Source organism: Paenibacillus sp. P32E (genome assembly GCF_001909085.1).
Taxonomy (GTDB): Bacteria; Bacillota; Bacilli; order Paenibacillales; family Paenibacillaceae; genus Paenibacillus_AQ; species Paenibacillus_AQ helianthi.
Genome location: NZ_LVYY01000003.1, coordinates 20,444 through 41,296, shown reverse-complemented (window position 1 = coordinate 41,296; position 20,853 = coordinate 20,444). Strand labels below are relative to the sequence as shown.

Here is a 20,853-nt window from a genome sequence, read left to right as displayed (position 1 = left end):
AGTTTAACTTTTTATGGAGATTGAAAATTTACTCACAGCCGCATCGAGAGAGGAGCTGAGGATTTGGCTGCAGGAAAATTCCAAGACCGAGAAATCCTGCTGAGTCGTAGTAGGTATGACACCACATCCGGATGCGCTGCTCTATTTGGATGCGGTCGAAGAATCCTTGTGTTTTGGCTGGATTGACGGGGTTAAAAAGAAAATATCGGAATCAGAGCTGGCGCAGAGACTGTCTCCCAGAAACAAACGAAGTGGATGGACTGAATTGAACAAAGAACGGGTCCGCCGCCTCGAAAAGTTGGGGTTCATGAGAGACGAAGGAAGAAAGGTGCTTCCTGATATGGATTACAAATCTTTTACAATAGATAGGGTCATAGAACAAAGGTTACAAGAGGAAAGACAAGTATATGAAAATTTCTTGGCATTTCCGGCTCTTTACCAAAGAGTTCGGATCGACACGATACAAAGCCATAAAAATCAGCCGGATATATTCAAGAGCAGATTAGAAAAATTGATATCAAACACTAGAGAAAATAAGATGTACGGTCATTGGCATGACAATGGACGCCTTCTAGATTATTAAGAGCCAGATCCAATAGAAATCGTCTGACTCTATACAACAACAGGCTATTATCCGGTTGTACCGGGTAATAGCCTGTAATTTTCGCATTTATCCTTTCCTTTATTCAGCTGTTATTGTCTCAATTTATAAATGATCATATAGTTGAAGAATTTCAGATTATCCCCGTTATTCTGCATCTATGTTATTCAGGGCTTATAAGTCGCCGCCGGAGTTCTTTAAGACAGAAGGTTCTAGCTAAAACTAGTCGCCGATCAACTTTTCCTTGTGTTTCTTCAAGCTTCATCCATTCTAGATATAAGCTCTCTAAAAAAAAGGCTTCTTTTATTAAAGCATCACCAGATAATTCACGAAAGAAATTTTCTGAACGCTCTTTTACTGGACAATATTGGAGCTGTTTCTCAGAACGGTATTGTGCTTCAACTATTGAGATAGGATGACCGCATACAGAACATAGCGTCTGAATGAAATGATTGCCGTTTTCGTCTTTTTGGGATGTTTTTGCCACGTATTCATCCACAGCTCCGCATACGCTACATACTGGAAAATAATCATAAGGCAAGGTGCGCACCTCCAAGTGCTGTCGTCATAATAAATTGGTAATTACACTATAACATGCGAACATACATTCGCAATATAGGAAATTACTATACAATTTTTCGAATTTGCTGTAAAATATCCAAATTTGGATGAAGCATATTTTTTATTTTTCCCGCTCCTTTATTTGCATAAATTATGACGGGGAGAATCTTTAGACGTATATGGTCACAAAAAAAGAGCTGTCCGCTCAACTTTCCAGGACAAGCCCAATGTTCTTATAATTTTAAACTCCTAAACATACTACCAATACTTTTGTTAAAATTATAATATATACATATATAATCTTGCCTTGTAATGCTTCAGTTAATCACCGCTCCTTCCCTCCCCGCCTTCTTATATAAATATACTACTATGAGTACTTTCTGGATTTCGTAATAATCTTCAATCAATCCCCCGAGAGCTAATAATTACAATAATTAACCAGTAAGACAAGAGTAAAATTAAGCGAAGATGTATGATACTATGTTGGAAGGAGACGATTTCATTACCGGAAGATCCATGTAACTTAATTGAAAGCAGGCTAAAAAACACAATCTGTTAATCTAGTAATTGTAGCACCATATACTGTGTTGAGTATTATTTCATCGGAGGTGGATGTTAATCCATTTGAAAAGCCGAACCTACAAGAAGTTATAAATAGCGAGGGGATTTGCTAAAATGGACAATTTGATGAGTGAAACCCAGGTAACAGCCATCGCTAATGAACTACAACGCCGGGTCCATTCTGGTGAAGCTGAGGGTGACATTGTTGTCGTCACTTTAATCTCCATGGCCAAAGCGGGTAGATTAAGTTCGGAGCATATCAATAAAATTCTGCTTACGATCTATGGCGACAAGGTGAAAATTTTAGCAGTCTTAATTGAAGCACAGAAAGTCATGAACGAGGATTTGGTGAATTCTATCATAAGCGAAGTCAGGGCCACCTAATCGTGGCCTTTTGATTTGCCCTATTGTTTACTTGCCAAATGATCATTATGCAGTTATACTGAGATGCCCAAATTGATCTATTCCTAAATTCAACGCGTTACAATAAAGGAGGAGAATGAATGAAACCAGCAAGAAGAGCCCTTTTACTCATGGCTACAATTCAAGAGATGATCGAAACCGTACAAACTTTGACAAGTGAATCAGATCTTGACGAAGTGATGGAAGCACTGCAGACAGCAGGGTTAAATGCCGAAGACCTTCTGCAAAATTATACATTTTTTGAGGCAATCCAAAGGGTTTGCAGTGAATTTGCAGCCATTCATGTTACGCAGGCAGAAATGAATGAAATAATTGATGAAGAGAACAGCATCACTTTAAGCTAACCCCCAATTTCCACACTACTTTCCCTCAAATGCTTCAACTTGACTTCGTTCTTCCGCATACAGCCCAACTTTTCCTAATCCGAAGCATCCCTCCCCTAAATTCCGTCCAGTACCTCGCGTATAAAACATCAGGAAGCGGTACAAATGATAATCCGCGAATCAGGAGGAATTACTCAGTGACCCAAAATCCAGAATACACGACTACGCAAGGAACGACAGAACAGCTTAACTTCTTTGGAGGTGGGATATGAGCCTTCAGACATATCGGGTAACCTACACAATCGACGGAACGGAGATTATTGTTTTTGAATTTACAAGTACCACAAGCCCAATAGAGCGTATTATTGACGAAGCTATGAACAGAATCAGCAGCGAACAGCTCGACTACAAACAGGTGAAGGATATGGTTGGATTCAGCATTTTACGACTTCCTTCCCTATAATAAGATGTATGGATTATGAATAATGCTCAATCTTGTAAAAATACAGCATTTTACGACAGCTATCGACATTTGGCAAGTGGTATATTTAGTTAATCAGGGCAAAAAAGCATGACTATAGTTTCATATACGAACACTCGTTCGTATAATATAATAGGTATACGAACAGATTTATTGCTACGTTATACCTAATTTCAATAGATATTGATAATGAATTAACAAGTGATCAACTTGGGAGGAAGCAGATATACATGGGGACTGAAACACTGGATGAGCTTTACGCGTTGGGAGAAATGGATGTTTTTTTTCAAAAAAGCAAGGAAAAAGTGGAAAAGCGAGTACATGGAATGCGCCTTGCGGGCACTGATGGTGAGGATGTTGTGCAGGAAGCGCTGATTAAAGTCTACCGATATCTCCCTAAATATGATAGCAGCAAGTCAAAAGTATCGACTTACCTGGACCGCATCGTAACGAGCGCTATCCGGGATTGTCTGAAAAAGGCTGGAGCAAAATCCAACTTACAGGTTGTCAATGCTATTCCGTTGGCTATATTTGATGGTGTCGATGATACACAAGTTACCTACGAAGCAGGGGCAAAGGATCTCGGTTACGAGAACGCAGAGCTAATGATGGATATTATGGACCATCTGGGACTGACAGAACGCGAGAAAGAGATGTTCCGTCTTCGTATTTCGGGATATGAATTCAAAGAAATTGCACAGGTATTCGACATTAGCCGTGGAAGGATGTCACAAATTTGGAGCGGCATCACGGCAAAGTGTGCTGTAGTCATTTAATTCATTTCCCTAATCACGCCCTAACCGGGGCCTTTTTTTTTATTTTCCCTGGACCTCATAATTACTTTATACTATCCCTAAATTCACATCCCTTCCTCACGTATATAGTGATTGGAAGGGATTTTTTATTTGATAGGAGGTTATTATGAGAACCATTAAAGAAAACGTAAAGCTGCTTGTATCGCTCATGCCTTCACTTGTCGAAAGAGAGAATGAGCTTCTGCATGCTTACTGGGTAATGTTCGATGAATTAAAGCAGCCAAGGGATTTGATTCAAGCCACTCCAGCCGGCTCGATCACCCGAAGACTGCGGGAGCTACAAAATGAACACCATCCAGATGAAAGGAATGAACTTGTATGAGCAGACAAATTTACAATCAGACCATAACTGAAGACGAGGTAATCTCTCTAGCTGGCAAGTATATTTCTGTGCCTCAGAATACGCACACAGGTCCAGACGGAGAATCTGTAAATGCCTGGTTTACAGGTCAGATCGCCGGTTACGAGAAGGCTGTCATTTCATTCGACTACGTGAACAGAGAATTTATGAGTGATCCCCTTGTATTTATCAATCTGCTTATGACAGACGGTGCAGGATGGGTACTCTCCAAAGAAGAGTTAGAAATTCAAATCATCACTAAAGAAGAGTTCGACAATACTCTTGCAGAGCACCTGGCGAATCAAGCCATTGATAAATGAAGGACCTCTCCGCAGAACGAAGTTTAGAATAATCCCCCCTCAAATACCGCCTTCCAGGAAATTATTCATACTATATGAGGTGTCCCCACTTGAGCAGCTACCCCGAACATATACGCAATAACTTAGATTATGATAAGAACTTTTACTCGTTAACTAGTATGTCCAATATTGACCTTGCCAAAAGAGATTCAGACTTTCTGGGTGATCTTTTAATTCTTCATGAAACCTTAATCTGGCACAGCGTACACAAATACATCGGGAAACCCGAAAAGCTTGTTCAGAACTACTGCGTGGAAAAAGACGATATTGTTCAACTCGGCCGCCTGGGTTTTATTAAGGCAATCCTGGCTTTTGACACCGGACGGGGAGTGAAATTCTCCTCTTACGCAGTACCCTCTATCGTTCGCGAAGTCCGCTGCTACCTCCGCGACAACGCCCCGATTATCCGTCCTACCCGAACCGCCCATGAATTAATGAATCAGATTAACATCCGAACTGGTAACGGTTCCGAAGAGGAATCAGTAGAGCTTCTGGCAAAAAATCTGAAGAAACCAGAGGAACAGATCAAAAAAGCGATGCTTATTGGATCAAGAGTGAAGTATTTGCAGGAAAAGGTAACCGATGGCTCCAGCATAGACTCAGATCCTACTTATATGGACTTTCTCACCAGCAGCGACAATACAGAAGAAGAGGCTACCGACAGCAGTTATGTCAAAGACATAGTCGCCTCTATTCAAGAACATCTTTCCGAGTTGGAGCTGCGGGTTCTTCAGCATCGTATCGCCGGCTTAAATCAGACCCAGACAGCAGAAACGGAGAACATTTCACAAATGCGGGCCGGGAGAATTATGAAAAAGGTAGCGGAGCTGCTGCTGGATTCTAAATTAAGCGTAACTCTTCTTGACCTGGATTCCCTGGAAGTGTTGAACAACTACATTGACCGCTCCTCTTCGGGCAGTAGACAAGAACATAAGAAATAACTGAGTATACTGTGGTCCAAAGCAAAAAAACCGAGAGAACTTCTGCTCGGTTTTTCGCTTTTGTTGGCAGCAACCCTATGACCTGCCTGTGATAATCCCTATTTGTTTTAACAATCCGTTGATATAATTGGAGCCTCGTGAGGCAAGAATACCGCACAGAACGATAGAGACATAGTGCCCGGGCCCGGTAAGATTGAATAAATCCACCTCGAAAACAAAGGCCAGAATCACACCGATAACAATGGACAGCAGATAGGTTTGTTTGTCTTGAATCGGAAAGGCCTGTTTCAGAATCTCAGTTAAGGCTTCGGATAAAAAGGCCACTAGCGCCATTAAAGTAATTACGTTCATGTCTTATCCCTCCTTTTATAGAAGCTTCTTACTTGATACCCCGGTTTATAATAGCGGTATTGATGAATAACAGCTCGGAAACCGTAAGTTTCTTTACGGCTGCCTTGTCGAGCCAAGTTGAATCCGTGATGAGTTTTTTATCGTAAAGCTCTTTGAGCTGAGTAGTGAGTATCGTCCATTGGTTCGCTGACAAGTTCAAATCTTCTTCCTCCTCTTGTGAATTGAGTTGGCTGTGCACTTCCTGCTTAAAGCGTTCAAGTTCACTCGGGTTCCTGACCCACGGAAGCGGACAATCCTTCCAGCCGACAACCCCTTTATGGGTAAAAATCACTTCTGGGAAACCCTCATGCTGAATGAGGTACACTACCATGTCCACAGCATTGTTGAAGGTATCTTCATGGATCAATCCGTCTGCTTCAATACACATCTCAATACCTACTGTGGAATTATTCGGGTACGAGCCAAGCTTGGAAAGGGCTTCTGGAAGGTAAGGCTGCTTGCTGCCACAATGGTAGCCCATCTCATCAAAAGGCAGGGACTGGACAATCGTTACCCGGTCGATCTGAATGTGCGCACTGGCGTAACGGTCACCTGTTCCGTCATCCGGATTCTGATTCTTAAGACTGCTAAAGTAATTGCCAATGGCCTGTGCAGAAGCACCTGGATCAGCCGTGTAATGCATGACAATGCCCCGCTTGGCCACAAGCTTTTTCCCTGGCCGCGAGAACGGATTGACTGGTATTCGCTGCTGCTGGATTGTTAACAAATTAATCACCTCCTTCGCGTTGGTTCAGACGTTTCTCCAGTTCTTCAATTCTGGCAGTCGCCTTGATATAATCAAGCTCCAGCGTAGTATATTTCTCTTTCCAGTTCCGCAGCTCGTCCTCCAGGTGCAGACTGCGGTCACGCCAAATTTTCATCTCATCACGCAGAGACTTAATCTCTTCTCTCAGCTCGTCCCGAATCTGCTTCTGCTCCTGGGAGAGCTGCTGGCGGTCGCTGAGTGTAAGATCCTTGCGATTATTGAACTTAGTCACAGCCACACTGCCAAGCGCTGTAACGAGCACGCCCGCCAGGGCTACTAGCGCATTAACGTCCATGCCTTTGCTCCCCCACTTTCACGTAAGCCCATGAAGATAATAATGCATAGTTCAGGTAAGCCCCCCACCCGGTAGATGCTTGATTCCCTGCAAACAGCAGAGAGCTGATGAAGAACCATATAAAAGTTGACGCCAAGAGCGCAGCTCTCCTGATGTGGTAATACCGACCGAGCATACCCGCCACGGTTGCCGCAGAGAGGATCAACATGATCCATCCCCATGTATTTTCGGGCAGAGTTTTTAAGAATTTGGTGTAGTCAGCACCGGCACCAAAAGTGTCTAGCGGGGTAAGTAACAGTAGCCCCCAAAAGCCCGCTATGAATGCCAAAGATGACTCAACAGGCTTACACCGGTGAATGAACTTCCTGAGCTGCTTATGCAACGGCTCCACTCCTTTGATCTTCTAGTATGATTAGGATAGGCCGATTGTGCGGATTGCTCTCATATTCAATACTGGAATGATTCCTGTTGTTACATGAAGAAAGCAGTCCATTCTTATACAAGAAAGGACTGCCAGGTTTATTTTAACTCTATGGCCTCAATGATGATGCGAAAGTCTACGGCTGTGCCTGTGCTCAGCGTATTTTTTAGGGCGAGATGGATATTTCTTGTTCCGTCTGCATCTACATATGGAATATCTACAAGATCATAAATACCGTCTGCCGTATTGCCTGTACTATATTCCGTTGCATTCGCATAGACGACTTCTTTCATATCACTGATTTCTGCCGTCGCACTTCGTACGATTGTCAGCTCACAGCTGGAAGATACACCTATCGGAATCACTTTGACTGTCTTGAGCAGCAGTTTACCCTTTCCAGTGTAGAAGGATTTCCGGGCTGTACTCCCAGGATCAACTGCATTGATTCTGAAATCAAGGTCTACCAGCTTCATCCCGCCACCTGCTGTCTTCTGATATTGCAATAAGAAAAAATCTCCGTTCACTGCACTCAACTCCTTTTTGGCAGGAACTCCAGAGGATACTTTCGGGGCCGTTTGGTAGTTGCGCTCCCCGTTCCGCTGAGCGAGACCCCCTTTAGCTCCTTTGCTTCCTGCTGGCGTGTATCCATGATGATATATTGCGGGATAAACTGCGCGTACGCTCTGGGACCGTTTTTATATTCACTGGTTGATCCTTTTGCATGAAGCATGGCACGAAAGTTATCGTTGAAAATCAGGTTTTGTACGGGGACGATTGGGTTTGGAATACTCCCAACATAGGAAGTGGTGTACACCCCGCCGAGGGTTGCAGATGGCCGTGATGAGCGATTAAAAATCAGACCCTGCGGAACTGCAACATCATATGAAAGTGTGAGTGGCAGTGGTTTGCTCAGACTTCCAGCCAGATCCCGGCGCACCTGAACTTGTCCTACCTGCAAAACATCCATCAGGCCAGACAAACAGCAACTGTTGTACTTGGGAGGAAGCTGCTGCCGTTTGTGGTGAGCTGTAGAACCTTATATTCTTTACTATTCATCTTTATTTGGTCTCCCGCAGTTACACCTGAGTAATGCAGCGCCAAAATATCCAGCAGTTCGCCTCTTGCACCTTCGTACATGTTCGCAAGAATAACAGGATTGCCATTGTATAATGTACCCCAGCCAGGATTTAACGGGACAATGACACTTCTTCCCTGATACACGTTATAGTATTGCTGCGCGGTAATATCCTGTAGACAATAGAATCCATTATCCCCCTGGTAAGATACGCCGATGCCTTGAGCCATCGAATTCATCTCAGAACTATAGCGTTTAAAAAGACCTGCGTAAGCAATCATACTAACATTGTTGTTGGCGTAAGGATCCCCCTTTACACAGAGGATAATTCTGTCTTTGGTAACGGATAAATCATACTCGCAAAGGAGATTGGTATCCACAGCAGCCGAAAAAACAACGACATTCCGGTCGCATCTCGTAGCACTGACCATACCATCCTCACTAATCAGGTCCGTTACCGTCAGTACCAGTTGATTCCCTGTTGCTGATTTGGAGTTACCCGCATCTAATTTAACAAAAAGATTATCCGTGCCGCTTATACCTGTAGAGGTCAGCGAGAGGGCTGTCTCCGCCTCGTTAACCGGAGTCCATAGCACTGCAGCAGCAGAGCTTTTCAAGTGACTGGCAAGGGCATCGTAAAGCTGGTTGATTCTAACTTTTCCAGAGAATGCAGGCATAGTTCGCCTCCTTAATTAATTTTGAACAGCAAAATACGCTGGCCGTTGTTGGGAAGGACCGGAGAATCGAAGAATTTGGGGAAGGCATTCATTCCAGAACTAGAACCGCTATACCACGTGCCGTAGGATGCTTTATTAATGTTAGCAGCAGTGCTAACATGAACTACGTAATACTCATCGTCTCCAACATTCATTATGGAGCCGTCCGGATAAGAGGATAGTGAGGATGGCTTTAACACAGCGGTACGCATACCATAAAATTCGCCACGGACACCTTCGTTGTAGTTGTAAACATAGAATGGAGACACAAAGATAGCCCCTCCTACACCCGGAGATAATTGCTGGGACTGCGGCATGAAGCTGTAATACTGGTATGCTTCTTTTGCACGAGAATACTTGACTACACCCCGTCCAAAATTTAGGTAGTTCGGAATATTTGTCTGATAAGTGCTATTCACCCCTACAGGAATTTGAGGGAAATATCCGTAGAAATCATTCGCTACAGCCGGATCTTCCGTCTCGAGGGCCTTGCAGCGGCCAAGGTACAAACGGATGGGGTAATGCACATTGGGATAGGTAATGGGCTCTGAGAGAATCATCACATATTCCTTGTGTGACACTACCACTATCTTTTGAGTTCCAGAAATAATCGACTGCCCCGCCGAGTTGTAACAACCAAGTCCGGCATCCAGATATTGTCCCCCCCATCCCCCAAAATAAGGAGCATTGAGTGAGGCAACCGCTGTAGTATTAGTAAAGCAATCAGGCTTTGGTGTTGCGTTCTTAAACAAACCAAACCGCAGAGACGAAGGATAGTTCGTGTTAGGTGTACACACTCCTACTGTAATCACCATACTGGGATCATTTTTGTTAGTAAAAACGATGCCTCCATGGGTAACACCGTTTCCCAGTCCATTCCCTGCCAAGAATTGAATAGACCAAAAAGGATCATCAGCTAGCGCAGTACTAATTCCTTGCATGAGGCCTGAAAGGGCTATTGAAGGAATGTCATATCTCCGAATGCTTGACATTGGCATTGCGCGGTTCACCTCCTAGATTTTAAATAACATCACTCTTGTACCGAACGGAACAGCCACGGAGTCGAAAAAGTTATATCCATACTGAGCGACAGTATGAGTAGCTATAGCACTTTGGGGCCACCAGCTGCCCGCTTCAATATTGCAGTGCAGCACGTAATACCGAGCACCATCAATGTCAATGACAGAGCCATCCGGGAAGAATTGTGTACTTCGCAGCACCGCAGTATTCACGTCCCAAAAAGTGCCGCGAATACCCTCTTGTGCATTACCCAGTAAAAAGGGAGACATGATAATCCGTCCACCCGACCCGGGAGATAGTGCCTGTGAGCTTCCCACAAAGTCATACTCACCATAAAGCTGATTTGACCGGTTTTTCTTGACTACGCCACGGCTAACCACATATCCGGTTGCATTAGAAAATTCCAACGAAGCAGCATCAGCCACTCCCAGGGGAACATGCCCAAACACGCCATAGAACTCTCTCCCATAGCTGTTGTCCTCCACCTCGAAGGCTTTGCAACGCCCCAGATAGAGACGAACAGGAACATCTGTATCGTTGTAGGTTATTGGCGTAGTCATTACAAAAATACATTCTTTCTGTGTGATTACATCCATTCGGGATAACGCACCAGCAGCCATATGTTTAGCGGGGGTACCAGGATTTTGAAGCTGCAAAGCCATATCGTACTGGCTGCTCTTTCCACTCTCTGTATAACAGTCAAGAGATGGCGTTGCACCTTGTTTTTTAAGACCGAACCGCAAAGCAGCCCCATAGTTTACACTCCAGTCCAACCCTACTAAAAACTCCATATTGGTATCTGCTTTATTGGTTAGCTTAATGACTCCATGCGTTGCACCTGTAACACCATTAGTCGTTGTTAGGCTAATCACTGTCCAGAATGGATCGTTAGCAAGCAAAATCCCCAGTTGATTCACAAATTGATACCTAGCATAGCTGGCAAGCGTGTAACGCCGGATAGCACTTAAATCGTAGGACACTTTTCCCCCTCCTCCTAGACGCCAAAGCGCATCTGCATTTGATAGGCAGTCTCTTCTTCTACCAAGGTTCCAAACGTAAAAGCTATAGCCTCTGCATTTGCTTCAAGGTCATCAGCCAAATAACCGAAGGAAGCAGCAAACATCGCTCCAGTATTGGGAAACAGAATTTGGCTGTTCAGTCCAAATAACAAAATCTCGAACTCCTGACGGGTTAACACTTTGTTTACAGTGGATTCTGAGGTTACCCCCTCTTTACCTGGGGCATCATAGCCAAATGACAGACCCATTAGCTTTTTGAATATACGCCGGTAATTGCTCTTCAAAGTGTAAATATTAAGCTCATCTTGTACCACTGACATGGTTGTAGTAGCAGACAGATCCACGATTATCCCTCCATTTTGGTGATATCTACGCTAGTCAAGTTACCGTCCAGATTATAGAAAAAGGTTTTTACCACTGTGATTCCAGCCTTGTTGACCGTTTCCGTCTCCAGAAGGCCTTCTTGGTTATACGTGTATGCAGTAGTTTTCAGGACGCTGCGAGGCGTTAGCTTATCATAGACAGTTTCTTTGGAGATGTTTTCACCGGCATACTCATACTCCACGCTCACATCTATCATTTCGGAGAGATAAGCCATTCCAGCCTGAAGAGTGCTAAGTGTCCCTCCGTTTAATAAGGCAATCAATTAGACACCTCCGATCGAATTGTTAAGGCCATTATTTTAGTTTTAAAAATGGTCGTTAGTGCTCCGGTATTCTTGATCCGGCAGTGCAGCTTTGAGGTGCCATCCCCGTCGATATACAGCATATCAATGTTGTCGTAAATTCCCTCTTCAGGGTCACCTGTGCTAAAGGTCGTATCATTTTGGTAGAGTTCTTCAGCATCAGCCTCTGACCTGTTACTTAGAATTGTCAGCTCAACGTCACAGTCATTCTCCTGAGGAACTACCCTCACAGTCTTTATATTTAGGTTTCGTGCATTAAAGGGGATTGAGACGACCTGCGCCTCACCACTCTCCAGCCTTGATTCAAACTCGATAGTAAGGGGCTTGTTATCGTGCGTCAGCATCATCCACACCTCATTCAATTACTTCACTCCCTTCGTAAGAGGGATATGGGGATTGGGGAACCGGCGGTACTTTTTCTGTTTTGAGGCGCCACCCAGAACAACGCCCGGCAGTCCCGGCCTTTGAATGGCATTATAGATCAGGAGGGGTTGATAGAGGGGAATAGCACGTTGGTGAATGTCAGCAGCCCGCTCTGTCAATCCCCTGAAAATGGCGGAAGTACCAATAGGTACTTGGGCAAGCTTTGATTCTTGTAGGGGTTGATATACAAAGAAATTACGTTTGAGGATGTTCACAGTATGCTCTGTCAGTCCTACAAGGGCACTGGAAGTGCTAAGGGGGAATTTATTGCGAATTAGCGGAGGTAAACATACCTTAGTTTCTTTCGAGTAGGTCCGGGTTCCGATCCGGCCTTGTATTGCTTTACCGTCAAATGAAGGCAATATCCGTCACCACCTATCCCATGTATACCGCAACTTTTGGGCCAGCGAAGTTACTATAACCACCCCCAGCAGGCTGAGGGCTGAGCGCATACACCGTGTAGGCTTTACCCCCTACATTCACGATGTCCCCCTGACCGACTCCGATCGGTGGAATATGGTAAATATCAGGAAGCTCTCCACGTGCCCCATCTACCGCATTAGCCAGCACTTGAGGAAATACATTATAATCCCCTCCAGGGCCTGGGTTTGCAGGAACCAGTGTGGAATACGACTTGTAAAGAGAACTCGCTGTGCCTCCTGAAGAATCTTTTATCACCCGGAAGCCATCTTCTGGAGACTTATAACTTGTGCCAATTGAAAAGCCGTTGGTTACCGAAGTTTCCGGTTTGTAGGGAGAAATACGTCCGGCGAAAGCCATTACAGATAGACCCGTTGTAGAATTGGCATCCCCTGCCACCCAAAGAAAAATCCGGTCTGCCAGTACAGACATATGATAGTCAATCAGTCCGTTAGTATCCACAGCAGCGGTGTGAAACTGAACTAACCTACTTACTGCTATAGAGGGGGAAGGAACACTGCCATCCGTAGAGGACATGTTATCTGATATCGTCATTTTTACAGTATTTCCCGTGGCACTCTTACTGGTATCCGGTTCGATTTTCAAGTACATCTTTTCGTTTCCGGAAGAGCCGACAGATTTTGCGACAAGCATAGTGGCACTCTCAAACACTACAGTCCAGGAGCCATCGCTAATACTTTTGAAATTCGCCACCAAAAAGCTGAACAGTAGATTGATTTTGATCTTTTTGCTGAAAAAAGCCATATTATCACCGCCTCCCTTTATATTTTGACGAGGATCGCCCGCTGGGGTTTATCGCTACTGGTATGAAGAACCGCAGTATCAAAGAAATACCATCTACCTTGAGTAGTTGCACCATTTGACTGCGCTCCAGAAGTTTGGAAATTCGAAGGAGGTATCTGATCCACAACATGAAATATATAGTACTTATCATTTCCAACTGAAAGCACTGAACCATCCTGATAGGCAGTTCCATCCCTAAAGCAGACGGTGTACATATCGAAAAACTCACCACGGACACCCTCGGCATTATCGTAAATATAAAAAGGAGAGATGAAAAAACGCCCTCCTACTCCTGGGGATACAAGCTGGCTGTTAGTTGTAAAATTGTAGATGTGGTTCTTTGTCCCGTTCCTTGATCTCCTTACAAATCCCCGACCTACATTTTTGGCTCCATTGGCATAGGCTGTGTAATCAGAACCGTTGTTGCCAACAGGAAAGTGAGTGAACAGCCCTACAAAATCATTTGCAATAAGGGGGTCTTCTGATTCATAGGGCTTTAATCTGCCCGCGTATAGCCGTAACGGATACTGGTCGGCTGTTCCGTCCCCCTCTCCGTTTAAATATATAAAGTTATTCGTTGTAAGAACTGTAAGCTGAAAATAAGATATATTACTTACATTTGATGCTGTTATAGGCGTAGACGCATAAACACCTGGATACTGGGCATCTCTGACTATATCGGCAACAATAGTTCCTGCTTCGGATTCATAAAAACCGGGCTGAATAAAATGATTATTGTAAGAGTTGACGTTAAGCATGAAGTACAAGGAAGGATCTATCTTATTCTTAAAAATCATACTTCCACGGTTTGTAATACTAAAAGGCTTAGGCACAACATCAGAGTATGAAACTGACCAGTAAGGGTCGTCTATCATAGCGGCTACAACCGTGCTAGCCAGGTTGTAAATATATACCCTGCCTAAATTATATCTATTAGGTGCTGCCATTTTTTCACTCCTTACAATTTTCTTGATATTACATGTACAACGTTGAATGAAGCATCGTACTGAAAGGTTTTTCGGATGGTGACATTCCCTTGGGTCACACTTTCTGTCAGAACCCGGCCGCTTACATAAGTGTAAGCCACTTCTCTCAACAGGGACGGCTCACTGCCAGCACTATATGTCCGCTCCGTTTTTATGGATTGGTCTTCGTTATATTCATACTTAATATCTACATCCACCGATTCTGAAGGTGACTCCGTATCTCCACCCCCGACACCAAGACAGATACAGGTTATCCGCTGATCCACGGGAATGCTGTCATTAAACTTGATCTTAGTTGTGCTTATTTCGTGATAATCCTCTTGCGAGGACATTAGAATACCTTCCGCGAACACAAGTAATGAATGATTTCCAACGGTGTACGCAGGGACTGTAAAATCTGTCTGTGGAGAGGTTCGGGTTCCTGGAGCTGACTCATAGCGGTACTTCAGGCCTCCGTAGCCTCCCTTGCCTCCTCCACCGCCGCCAGTTGAGTTCTCCTGAATATAAATTAATCGGGCATCCAAGCTGTTGAAATCTTTTCGTGCGGCATCAAGCTCCGAAAGGGCGGCATCAATTTCAGCATGTGTGTGAGTGCCTTTATTCAGCAACTGGTTATGGTCTGTAACTTTGCTATTCATTCCGGTACGCGTAAAGCGAACGGCCAACTTATTCACCCCCACCCGCCTGTTGTTTTATATACGAGCTACAGCTTAGTTAATATAGGTCGAGATCATACTTATCCCAAAATTAACATCAGAGATTCCCTTCGAGGCCATGGAGTCGGTAATCCGGCGCACTCGTAGCCAGAATGGAGTAACTGTACCTGCAGCAATTGAAGGATAATCAAGAACAGCATATTTCACAGCGGGTTCCCCGTTAATATCCCGGTACAGATCCGCCAGCTTCATATCCGCTGGGGTCCCGTCCGGCCAGGTAATGTTGATTTTCACGCTCTTGATTGTCCCGCTGGCCATATTGTTGCGGATCAATATTCGAAAATCCTTATAGTCCTGCGTCGTAGACTGCACGTACCCTAAGAATTTCTCCATATTTTCGATTAAGGGCAGTTCATTGCCACTCCCGTCAATCAGGTACAGATCAGCGTTAGGTTCAAAATTATATTCGTCACCTCCCCAGATCTGCTGCACTTCAGTACTGGTAAAGGTGTTATTCTCAGGCAGCCTGACAACGAAGTTCCCGTTAAAGGGTAGCTGCACCCCTGATACGTCCAGTTCCGCCTCAGACATTCCAGTACGGCAAATGGCGGAGGAGACAACTTTTCCCGCCTGAACCAGCTCCACTTGACTGCCTTCTATGAGTCCAGTCATCTTTATCATTGTTGAGCTAAATATCCGAACCACTTCCACCTCCATGCTCTCTTCGCCCGTCAGATAAAGGCCAACCTTAGGCGCTGCCACGTCAAACTGATCCGTACCTTCAATATTCCAGTTCGCACCATCCTCAGACCAATAAGCACTATATGCGTTATAGCTGCGTACCAGCCGCATCCACGGATATGATCGGGCTGTACCTTCAACTTCATCGTAGTACTCTTCCATATCGAGCCGGTCCTCGGCAGTTCCGAACACCGTAAGCCCACCCAGATTATTTTTGGCGGATGGATTGTATAGATTTTTCAGATCAATCACAAACTCTTCAGTCGCAGAAAGTGGAGAAAAGAATGCGAACAGAGGATCAACACCAGACTTTAACCGCAGTGCGTTCCCAAGCAGCTCATAACGTGATGTGTCGTTCGGTGACATCTCCCATCTCCCATCTAAGGACACTGCCTCGAACGTATCACGGTAAATCAATCCGCTTTTCTTGAGCGCCACGACACCCATAACAAAGTCCTCCTTACGTAAACAGCCATATTTTTCTACCAATCGAGCAAGCCTTTGGTCTGTCCTGCCACAATTTCAGCAGGCACTTTATGAGCTCCTCAACACATTTATCCCCTCCTCCTTTTTCGCAATACGGTGTAACACGTACCCTGTCACATACCCAATTCGTCAGCTCCAGGAGATCAATGTCGCAGTAATCCCAGCTGTAGCCGTTTCCGAGTTCCGTGAATACCCACTTAAACTCATGAGCCCCTTTTGGAACCGGGTAAGAAACATCATAGAAGCCGCCTTGATTTGTGTACGTGTCTACTAGTGTGCTGTCTATAAAGAACTCCAGCTTCCCCTTGAACGGATCAGGGACAAAAACCCAATTTTCGTAGGCTGTAAAGTCAAGTAATTTGAAAGTAGTCATATAATGCTTCCCAGTCACAGTACTGATCTGTCCACCCTGCTCTGTCTCAACTTCAACTCTATACTTAGAGTAGGGTGAAAAGGGTAGTTTACTAACAAGGAATGAATCCAGTCCTCCACCGATGAAATCAGTACTGTACACCAAAGTTCCTGTCTCGTTATATACCCTGACGTGAATCTTACTTGTATAACACCCCCCCATCCAGATAGGCTTGTGATTAGTTGCACGAAAACCCGTGATCTGGGCATAGGAAGGCATAATTATGCTCTTATCAACCAGTTTGTACTTCCCTTTATACATGGAAGCCTTATCCCCGCTGCAGCCAGCCAAGAAACGCATTGAGATTTCATATGTCTTGGCTGTTTGGGTACTGTTAATCAAACTTACAGTTACTTCCTGCTGGCTTGGTGAACTGTAGACATGCTGTGAAATAAGACTACCTCCACTTGTGACCACCACATCAAGCCCAGTTCCTGGGCAGACTGTGCGGTTGGACTGATAGAGCTTGATGACATCAATCCAGCAATACGAACCATCATTTGCGGGCAGTGTTTGAGGGGGGGTGTTAGGGGACGGCGGGTACGGGCTGTTGCCTGGGGAGTAGTAGCTCCCGTTCTTATCCCGGCAATAGGGGGACCAGGTTTCGGAGAACCAGCCGGAGCTGAGCTGCATGCTCCCTCCATTGCCGTTCAATCCTCCAGTTGTCCCTTCTCCCTTCAGCAGGGTATACCTCACTTGATAGGCACGCCCTGGCTGCAAGCTGCCAAAGGACACTATTATATCCCGGCTTACTGCACCTTCTGTTCCGTAAGTGTATGATTCCACCAAAGATCCATTTGAGATATCAAGGAGATCAACTTTTACGCTTGTATCGTCTACACTATTAGGTATTGTTGAGGGGGCTGTTGAACCTGTAAGACTAAAATTTTTAAATGCTGCATAGTACGGAAGACCACTAGCGTCTTTGTCGTAGTCTGCGATGGCATCAAACATCCTAAAATAGACATAGTAGTTACCTGGAGGAACACTTTTCTTAATGGGAGGAACGGACAGTGCTTTATTCCAGGCCGTAATATCCTTATAGTTATCCTGTGGCCCTATATTTTCCAACAATTGATAGACTTGGTTACCCTTTGTAGCCTCTCCCCCGACAGGGACAATGTGTACACTAAATTCTCCCCGATGATCTGTGTCACGCCCCGATTTGTTTCTGTTATCCGATGTGACAAGGCCCCCTGTCGCATCAACCAGATACGCCAGTAAATCAAAGGTGATATTGATCCACCCGTGGGTATAAAAAGAAGCAGTGGCCCAGCCTGAACCCTCTCCGGGGTCTACCCCTGTAATATTTAAGCAGTAATACCCATTACCAGCGAATAAATTTCCATTTGGGTCGTTTTTCCGGGAAATACCAACAGATAGTTGCTTAATCCGGCTTGCCTGAGGTATATCCTTCCCAGCCTGAATGGTCAGCTTTTCGTAGAAACTCACGTCCGCATAGCTGTTAAAAGAAAAGTTTCGCGTAATGGTTGCTCCGTTGGTGCTTGATGCCTGCTCCTGCTGCGATAAAGGAGTGTTGAAATGTGTGCCTCCGCTGCGCATCCGTGAGTGACGATCTGTTAGTAAGGTCCAGTCGCTTTGACCATATACAATAGGCTGTTTAAGGGAGCCTGCAAGGTAGCTCACCTCTCCTGAATCGGGAGCTCCGGTTCCTTCGGCTTCGGGATCAATATATGTTGTTCCTCCAAGGTATTGATAAATCCACTGGTACGTGTGGTTACCCGCTTTGACCGGAACTTTTACGGTGTTTCCTGTGGCACTGGTTTCAGTCTTGGCATCAGCCCAGACTACATTCCCATCGATGGTAAGAACTAGATTTTCTTTTAGCCCGAATTTCCCTCCATACTCAAATTCAAGGACTCCATCGTTCGTTAAAGGAACACCGGAAAGTGTGATAGTGTTGGGAAAGTTGTCCTTTCCTACAACCTTGTATACCCCGTCCCCTATATCTGGGTCAGCATAATCGAGGATGTCTTTCCACTTCCAATTGGGAGTCATGCTGATTCTTGGATCATGCTTGCCATCACTTTTGTTAAAATCCTCTTCGAAAATAGGTTCGTCCGGATTCTCATTCAAGGGAGCGGTGAGCTGAAGCATCTCTTCCACCTCAAAAGAAGCCCCTGGATTTAGGGTGACAGTGTAATTGATTTGGCTCCCATCCTGGCTTGTAAAGGTTCCAGCATTACTCATTTCCCAGTTTCTTGTAATCGTAAACTCACTTTCAAACGGGCCCGTTTTGGTATATGATTTTCCCTTTGTTGCTGAACCATAGCTGTAATCAAGATTTGTAGTGGCAGTGATCCCTTCTTCAGTGTAGGTATCTGTAATCTGAAAAGAAATAAAGCGCTGACCCTGATTTAACGGGATATAAATGTTTTGTCCAGAGTTCGTGTTCCCAGATTCAAACACAACTTTCTGGTCAACCAGAACCTCAAGCCGTTCTGTCGGTCGTAGTGAGTGATCAAAACTAAACTCAAACCAGCCGTCATCTTCCAAGTAAAGAACCGTCTGGAGAGCACCACTTCCTTCAGTAGGATTGTCAATGCGGTAAGTGCTGCTATTGTTTATTTTCTGCCAGTGAAGATTACCACTCTGACTCCAGTTTGCGGTTTCGATCGTCTGAAGTACGGAGTCCTCATAGTGGTCAATTTCTAGAGGAGGGCAGACCATTTCAATTGTCCCTCGGGCATCTACTGTACACCCCTCCCCAACCACTAGAGAATAAGCGATCTTCGCTTGATTCGTCTGCGTAGTGGAGCTGCTCCCATCCAAAGTCCACGACGGGTCGTGTGCTGCCGAAACTGAACTGCCCCGCTTCCCCTGACTGTACTGAAAATAATCTTTTAGGTTGTCGGAAAACATCCAGTAACGCTCGCTGGCCACCCCAGGCTGTGCAGTGCCCATTCTGTAAGCAAAGCGAACAGTACCGTCACATTCATTGTCCAGGTGGTAAAGGAGGGTCCGGGCTCGGTTTTCGTCTGTAACCACTCCGTTAAAATGGGTTTTAACCACACTGCTCTTCGACCAGGTGGTCCACTCGAAGCCCGGTATACCGTAAGCCTCAGAACCCATGGTGTCAAAGTCAGGCGGGGTATCTCCGCCCAGGCTGCGGATCACTTCAATGCACTTCACATCTTTGATATAGACAGCATTCTGTCCGAACTGATCCCCGACCTGCTTACGTACTAGCCAGTCGAACTTATACGTTTGTCCAGGAGCCACATTAAATTTCACTTCCTGCCACCCTGTCCCGTCAGACCATTCCCCGCCCACCTGATTGTTATTGATGAAGAAGTTCAGTCCGTTCCCATTGGCTGCACTTGCCCAGTATTTGAAAGAAATATAGCCCATGCGTTTCCAGCGCCAGTTAAAAGTAACTTTAGAAGAATTGCCAGGGAGTAACTGCTTGAGGGCTATTTTCATTATATTTTCATTTCCCTTAGTCTCGTTCGAACCCACAGAATGGACAATTTCCCACTCCTGATCTTCGACGGATGAAACATAGCGAAAAAGTCCATGGAAATCGTCAGACTTTGGCAGTGCTGTCATGTCAAACAGTGTGCGCTCCACGTCATTCCCGTCAAAGTGATTAAAATAGTCTGCGTTGAATGGGAAGTAAAACGGGGCCGGGCATGTAGGGAGACTGACATTGTGGGCAAGCTCAGGGTCCTGCGCTTCCTCCAAAATGTGCCTTATGCAGTCTTTAATTAACAATAAAGCCCGCTGGTAGTCACTCCGGTTGGGGTCAACCTGCTGCTTCACCCACCACGCAAGCCGTTTGTACATATTCCAAAGAGCTTCACGACAGCGAACGTTAGAGTACCAGGTCTTATCCCGAAGATACTGTTCAATAATCTGGTCAATAACAGATTCCAGGGAATCCAGATTCACCGTCTGCCAGCGCCCAATTTGTCCTTTTCCCGGATCACCAATAACAGGATTAACCTCCCCCGGTTCTCTCGTGCCTACTCTTGGTCTATTTGGACTTGCTGGGTTGTCCGGGTGATTGGGGTCGTTAATATTGTTCACTAGCGATGCCTTCATCCGCCCGAAGGACACTTGCCCCTGCCCTTTCGTGAAAATACCAAATGTTGATTTCAATACCTGCACCT

26 protein-coding genes and 1 pseudogene are annotated in these 20,853 nt (G+C 45.1%); 8 read left to right on the top strand and 19 right to left on the bottom strand.

Annotated elements, in window-relative coordinates:
- Positions 1-13 precede the first annotated feature (13 nt).
- Positions 14-583 (top strand): annotated as a pseudogene (locus tag A3848_RS04255) (YdeI/OmpD-associated family protein).
- Between the two features lie 181 nt (positions 584-764).
- Here the strand turns inward: A3848_RS04255 and A3848_RS31600 are convergent.
- The gene (locus tag A3848_RS31600; protein WP_143192023.1) at positions 765-1,142 is read right to left on the bottom strand and encodes a hypothetical protein; all 378 of its coding nucleotides are present in this window, start codon (positions 1,140-1,142) and stop codon (positions 765-767) included.
- A gap of 695 nt (positions 1,143-1,837) precedes the next feature.
- On the opposite strand from A3848_RS31600, the gene A3848_RS04250 reads away from it, so the two are divergent.
- The 7 genes from A3848_RS04250 (at position 1,838) to A3848_RS04220 (ending at position 5,405) form a co-directional block, all read left to right on the top strand.
- Positions 1,838-2,107 carry a hypothetical protein gene (locus A3848_RS04250; RefSeq protein WP_074083723.1) on the top strand — a complete coding sequence of 90 codons (270 nt, stop codon included), beginning with the start codon at positions 1,838-1,840 and terminating at the stop codon, positions 2,105-2,107.
- 119 nt (positions 2,108-2,226) lie between these two features.
- Positions 2,227-2,490, top strand: coding sequence for a hypothetical protein (locus A3848_RS04245; RefSeq protein WP_074083722.1), 264 nt, complete (start codon positions 2,227-2,229; stop codon positions 2,488-2,490).
- A 247-nt stretch (positions 2,491-2,737) separates the two neighbouring features.
- Complete coding sequence (locus A3848_RS04240; protein WP_074083721.1) at positions 2,738-2,932, top strand: hypothetical protein; 195 nt, start codon at positions 2,738-2,740, stop codon at positions 2,930-2,932.
- A gap of 248 nt (positions 2,933-3,180) precedes the next feature.
- Complete coding sequence (locus A3848_RS04235) at positions 3,181-3,726, top strand: sigma-70 family RNA polymerase sigma factor (RefSeq protein ID WP_074083720.1); 546 nt, start codon at positions 3,181-3,183, stop codon at positions 3,724-3,726.
- Between the two features lie 145 nt (positions 3,727-3,871).
- Entirely contained in the window at positions 3,872-4,087 is a 216-nt protein-coding gene (locus A3848_RS04230; protein WP_074083719.1) for a hypothetical protein, read from the top strand.
- Positions 4,084-4,425 carry a hypothetical protein gene (locus A3848_RS04225; RefSeq protein ID WP_074083718.1) on the top strand — a complete coding sequence of 114 codons (342 nt, stop codon included), beginning with the start codon at positions 4,084-4,086 and terminating at the stop codon, positions 4,423-4,425. Before A3848_RS04230 ends, A3848_RS04225 begins: the two co-directional genes overlap by 4 nt.
- 158 nt (positions 4,426-4,583) lie before the next feature.
- The gene (locus tag A3848_RS04220; RefSeq protein ID WP_074106934.1) at positions 4,584-5,405 is read left to right on the top strand and encodes a sigma-70 family RNA polymerase sigma factor; all 822 of its coding nucleotides are present in this window, start codon (positions 4,584-4,586) and stop codon (positions 5,403-5,405) included.
- A 75-nt stretch (positions 5,406-5,480) separates the two neighbouring features.
- Here the strand turns inward: A3848_RS04220 and A3848_RS04215 are convergent, their stop codons facing one another.
- From A3848_RS04215 to A3848_RS04130, 18 genes are all read right to left on the bottom strand, one after another.
- Positions 5,481-5,756, bottom strand: coding sequence for a hypothetical protein (locus A3848_RS04215; protein ID WP_074083716.1), 276 nt, complete (start codon positions 5,754-5,756; stop codon positions 5,481-5,483).
- A 28-nt stretch (positions 5,757-5,784) separates the two neighbouring features.
- A complete protein-coding gene (locus tag A3848_RS04210; RefSeq protein ID WP_074083715.1) occupies positions 5,785-6,522 on the bottom strand; it encodes a peptidoglycan recognition protein family protein in 738 nt (245 codons plus the stop codon).
- 1 nt (position 6,523) lies between these two features.
- Positions 6,524-6,856 (bottom strand): hypothetical protein, encoded by a 333-nt coding sequence (locus A3848_RS04205; protein ID WP_074083714.1) that lies wholly within the window; start codon positions 6,854-6,856, stop codon positions 6,524-6,526.
- Positions 6,846-7,238 carry a hypothetical protein gene (locus A3848_RS04200; RefSeq protein WP_074083713.1) on the bottom strand — a complete coding sequence of 131 codons (393 nt, stop codon included), beginning with the start codon at positions 7,236-7,238 and terminating at the stop codon, positions 6,846-6,848. The genes A3848_RS04205 and A3848_RS04200 overlap by 11 nt, the downstream gene beginning before the upstream one ends.
- A 137-nt stretch (positions 7,239-7,375) precedes the next feature.
- Positions 7,376-7,801 (bottom strand): hypothetical protein, encoded by a 426-nt coding sequence (locus A3848_RS04195; RefSeq protein WP_074083712.1) that lies wholly within the window; start codon positions 7,799-7,801, stop codon positions 7,376-7,378.
- Between the two features lie 5 nt (positions 7,802-7,806).
- Entirely contained in the window at positions 7,807-8,256 is a 450-nt protein-coding gene (locus tag A3848_RS32120; RefSeq protein WP_074083711.1) for a hypothetical protein, read from the bottom strand.
- On the bottom strand, positions 8,244-9,029 hold the full coding sequence (locus tag A3848_RS04185; protein WP_074083710.1) for a hypothetical protein: 786 nt from the start codon (positions 9,027-9,029) through the stop codon (positions 8,244-8,246). Before A3848_RS04185 ends, A3848_RS32120 begins: the two co-directional genes overlap by 13 nt.
- Before the next feature lie 11 nt (positions 9,030-9,040).
- Positions 9,041-10,066 (bottom strand): hypothetical protein, encoded by a 1,026-nt coding sequence (locus A3848_RS04180; RefSeq protein ID WP_074083709.1) that lies wholly within the window; start codon positions 10,064-10,066, stop codon positions 9,041-9,043.
- 15 nt (positions 10,067-10,081) lie between these two features.
- Positions 10,082-11,068: a hypothetical protein gene (locus A3848_RS04175; protein ID WP_074083708.1), complete on the bottom strand. Its 987-nt coding sequence runs from the start codon at positions 11,066-11,068 to the stop codon at positions 10,082-10,084.
- A 14-nt stretch (positions 11,069-11,082) separates the two neighbouring features.
- Positions 11,083-11,451, bottom strand: a complete 369-nt coding sequence (locus A3848_RS04170) for a hypothetical protein (RefSeq protein ID WP_074083707.1) — start codon at positions 11,449-11,451, stop codon at positions 11,083-11,085.
- A gap of 2 nt (positions 11,452-11,453) precedes the next feature.
- On the bottom strand, positions 11,454-11,753 hold the full coding sequence (locus tag A3848_RS04165; RefSeq protein ID WP_074083706.1) for a hypothetical protein: 300 nt from the start codon (positions 11,751-11,753) through the stop codon (positions 11,454-11,456).
- Entirely contained in the window at positions 11,750-12,154 is a 405-nt protein-coding gene (locus A3848_RS04160) for a hypothetical protein (RefSeq protein WP_074083705.1), read from the bottom strand. The genes A3848_RS04165 and A3848_RS04160 overlap by 4 nt, the downstream gene beginning before the upstream one ends.
- A complete protein-coding gene (locus tag A3848_RS04155; protein WP_074083704.1) occupies positions 12,155-12,577 on the bottom strand; it encodes a hypothetical protein in 423 nt (140 codons plus the stop codon). It lies immediately after the preceding gene.
- A gap of 13 nt (positions 12,578-12,590) precedes the next feature.
- Complete coding sequence (locus A3848_RS04150) at positions 12,591-13,400, bottom strand: hypothetical protein (RefSeq protein WP_074083703.1); 810 nt, start codon at positions 13,398-13,400, stop codon at positions 12,591-12,593.
- 17 nt (positions 13,401-13,417) lie between these two features.
- Positions 13,418-14,386, bottom strand: coding sequence for a hypothetical protein (locus A3848_RS04145; RefSeq protein WP_074083702.1), 969 nt, complete (start codon positions 14,384-14,386; stop codon positions 13,418-13,420).
- A gap of 11 nt (positions 14,387-14,397) precedes the next feature.
- The gene (locus tag A3848_RS04140; RefSeq protein ID WP_178381904.1) at positions 14,398-15,063 is read right to left on the bottom strand and encodes a hypothetical protein; all 666 of its coding nucleotides are present in this window, start codon (positions 15,061-15,063) and stop codon (positions 14,398-14,400) included.
- A 72-nt stretch (positions 15,064-15,135) separates the two neighbouring features.
- Positions 15,136-16,269 carry a hypothetical protein gene (locus A3848_RS04135; protein ID WP_074083700.1) on the bottom strand — a complete coding sequence of 378 codons (1,134 nt, stop codon included), beginning with the start codon at positions 16,267-16,269 and terminating at the stop codon, positions 15,136-15,138.
- Between the two features lie 13 nt (positions 16,270-16,282).
- Positions 16,283-20,851, bottom strand: coding sequence for a hypothetical protein (locus tag A3848_RS04130; protein ID WP_178381903.1), 4,569 nt, complete (start codon positions 20,849-20,851; stop codon positions 16,283-16,285).
- Between the last annotated feature and the right edge of the window lie 2 nt (positions 20,852-20,853).

What these genes read in the sequence shown, in the direction of transcription:
- A3848_RS04180 (WP_074083709.1), bottom strand. Translation starts at nt 10,066, where the DNA reads ATGCCAATGTCAAGCATTCGGAGATATGACATTCCTTCAATAGCCCTT.
- A3848_RS04235 (WP_074083720.1), top strand. Translation starts at nt 3,181, where the DNA reads ATGGGGACTGAAACACTGGATGAGCTTTACGCGTTGGGAGAAATGGAT.
- A3848_RS04230 (WP_074083719.1), top strand. Translation starts at nt 3,872, where the DNA reads ATGAGAACCATTAAAGAAAACGTAAAGCTGCTTGTATCGCTCATGCCT.
- A3848_RS04220 (WP_074106934.1), top strand. Translation starts at nt 4,584, where the DNA reads ATGTCCAATATTGACCTTGCCAAAAGAGATTCAGACTTTCTGGGTGAT.
- A3848_RS04185 (WP_074083710.1), bottom strand. Translation starts at nt 9,029, where the DNA reads ATGCCTGCATTCTCTGGAAAAGTTAGAATCAACCAGCTTTACGATGCC.
- A3848_RS04250 (WP_074083723.1), top strand. Translation starts at nt 1,838, where the DNA reads ATGGACAATTTGATGAGTGAAACCCAGGTAACAGCCATCGCTAATGAA.
- A3848_RS04225 (WP_074083718.1), top strand. Translation starts at nt 4,084, where the DNA reads ATGAGCAGACAAATTTACAATCAGACCATAACTGAAGACGAGGTAATC.
- A3848_RS04145 (WP_074083702.1), bottom strand. Translation starts at nt 14,386, where the DNA reads ATGGCAGCACCTAATAGATATAATTTAGGCAGGGTATATATTTACAAC.
- A3848_RS04240 (WP_074083721.1), top strand. Translation starts at nt 2,738, where the DNA reads ATGAGCCTTCAGACATATCGGGTAACCTACACAATCGACGGAACGGAG.
- A3848_RS04150 (WP_074083703.1), bottom strand. Translation starts at nt 13,400, where the DNA reads ATGGCTTTTTTCAGCAAAAAGATCAAAATCAATCTACTGTTCAGCTTT.
- A3848_RS04245 (WP_074083722.1), top strand. Translation starts at nt 2,227, where the DNA reads ATGAAACCAGCAAGAAGAGCCCTTTTACTCATGGCTACAATTCAAGAG.
- A3848_RS04215 (WP_074083716.1), bottom strand. Translation starts at nt 5,756, where the DNA reads ATGAACGTAATTACTTTAATGGCGCTAGTGGCCTTTTTATCCGAAGCC.
- A3848_RS04205 (WP_074083714.1), bottom strand. Translation starts at nt 6,856, where the DNA reads ATGGACGTTAATGCGCTAGTAGCCCTGGCGGGCGTGCTCGTTACAGCG.
- A3848_RS04135 (WP_074083700.1), bottom strand. Translation starts at nt 16,269, where the DNA reads ATGGGTGTCGTGGCGCTCAAGAAAAGCGGATTGATTTACCGTGATACG.
- A3848_RS04140 (WP_178381904.1), bottom strand. Translation starts at nt 15,063, where the DNA reads ATGAATAGCAAAGTTACAGACCATAACCAGTTGCTGAATAAAGGCACT.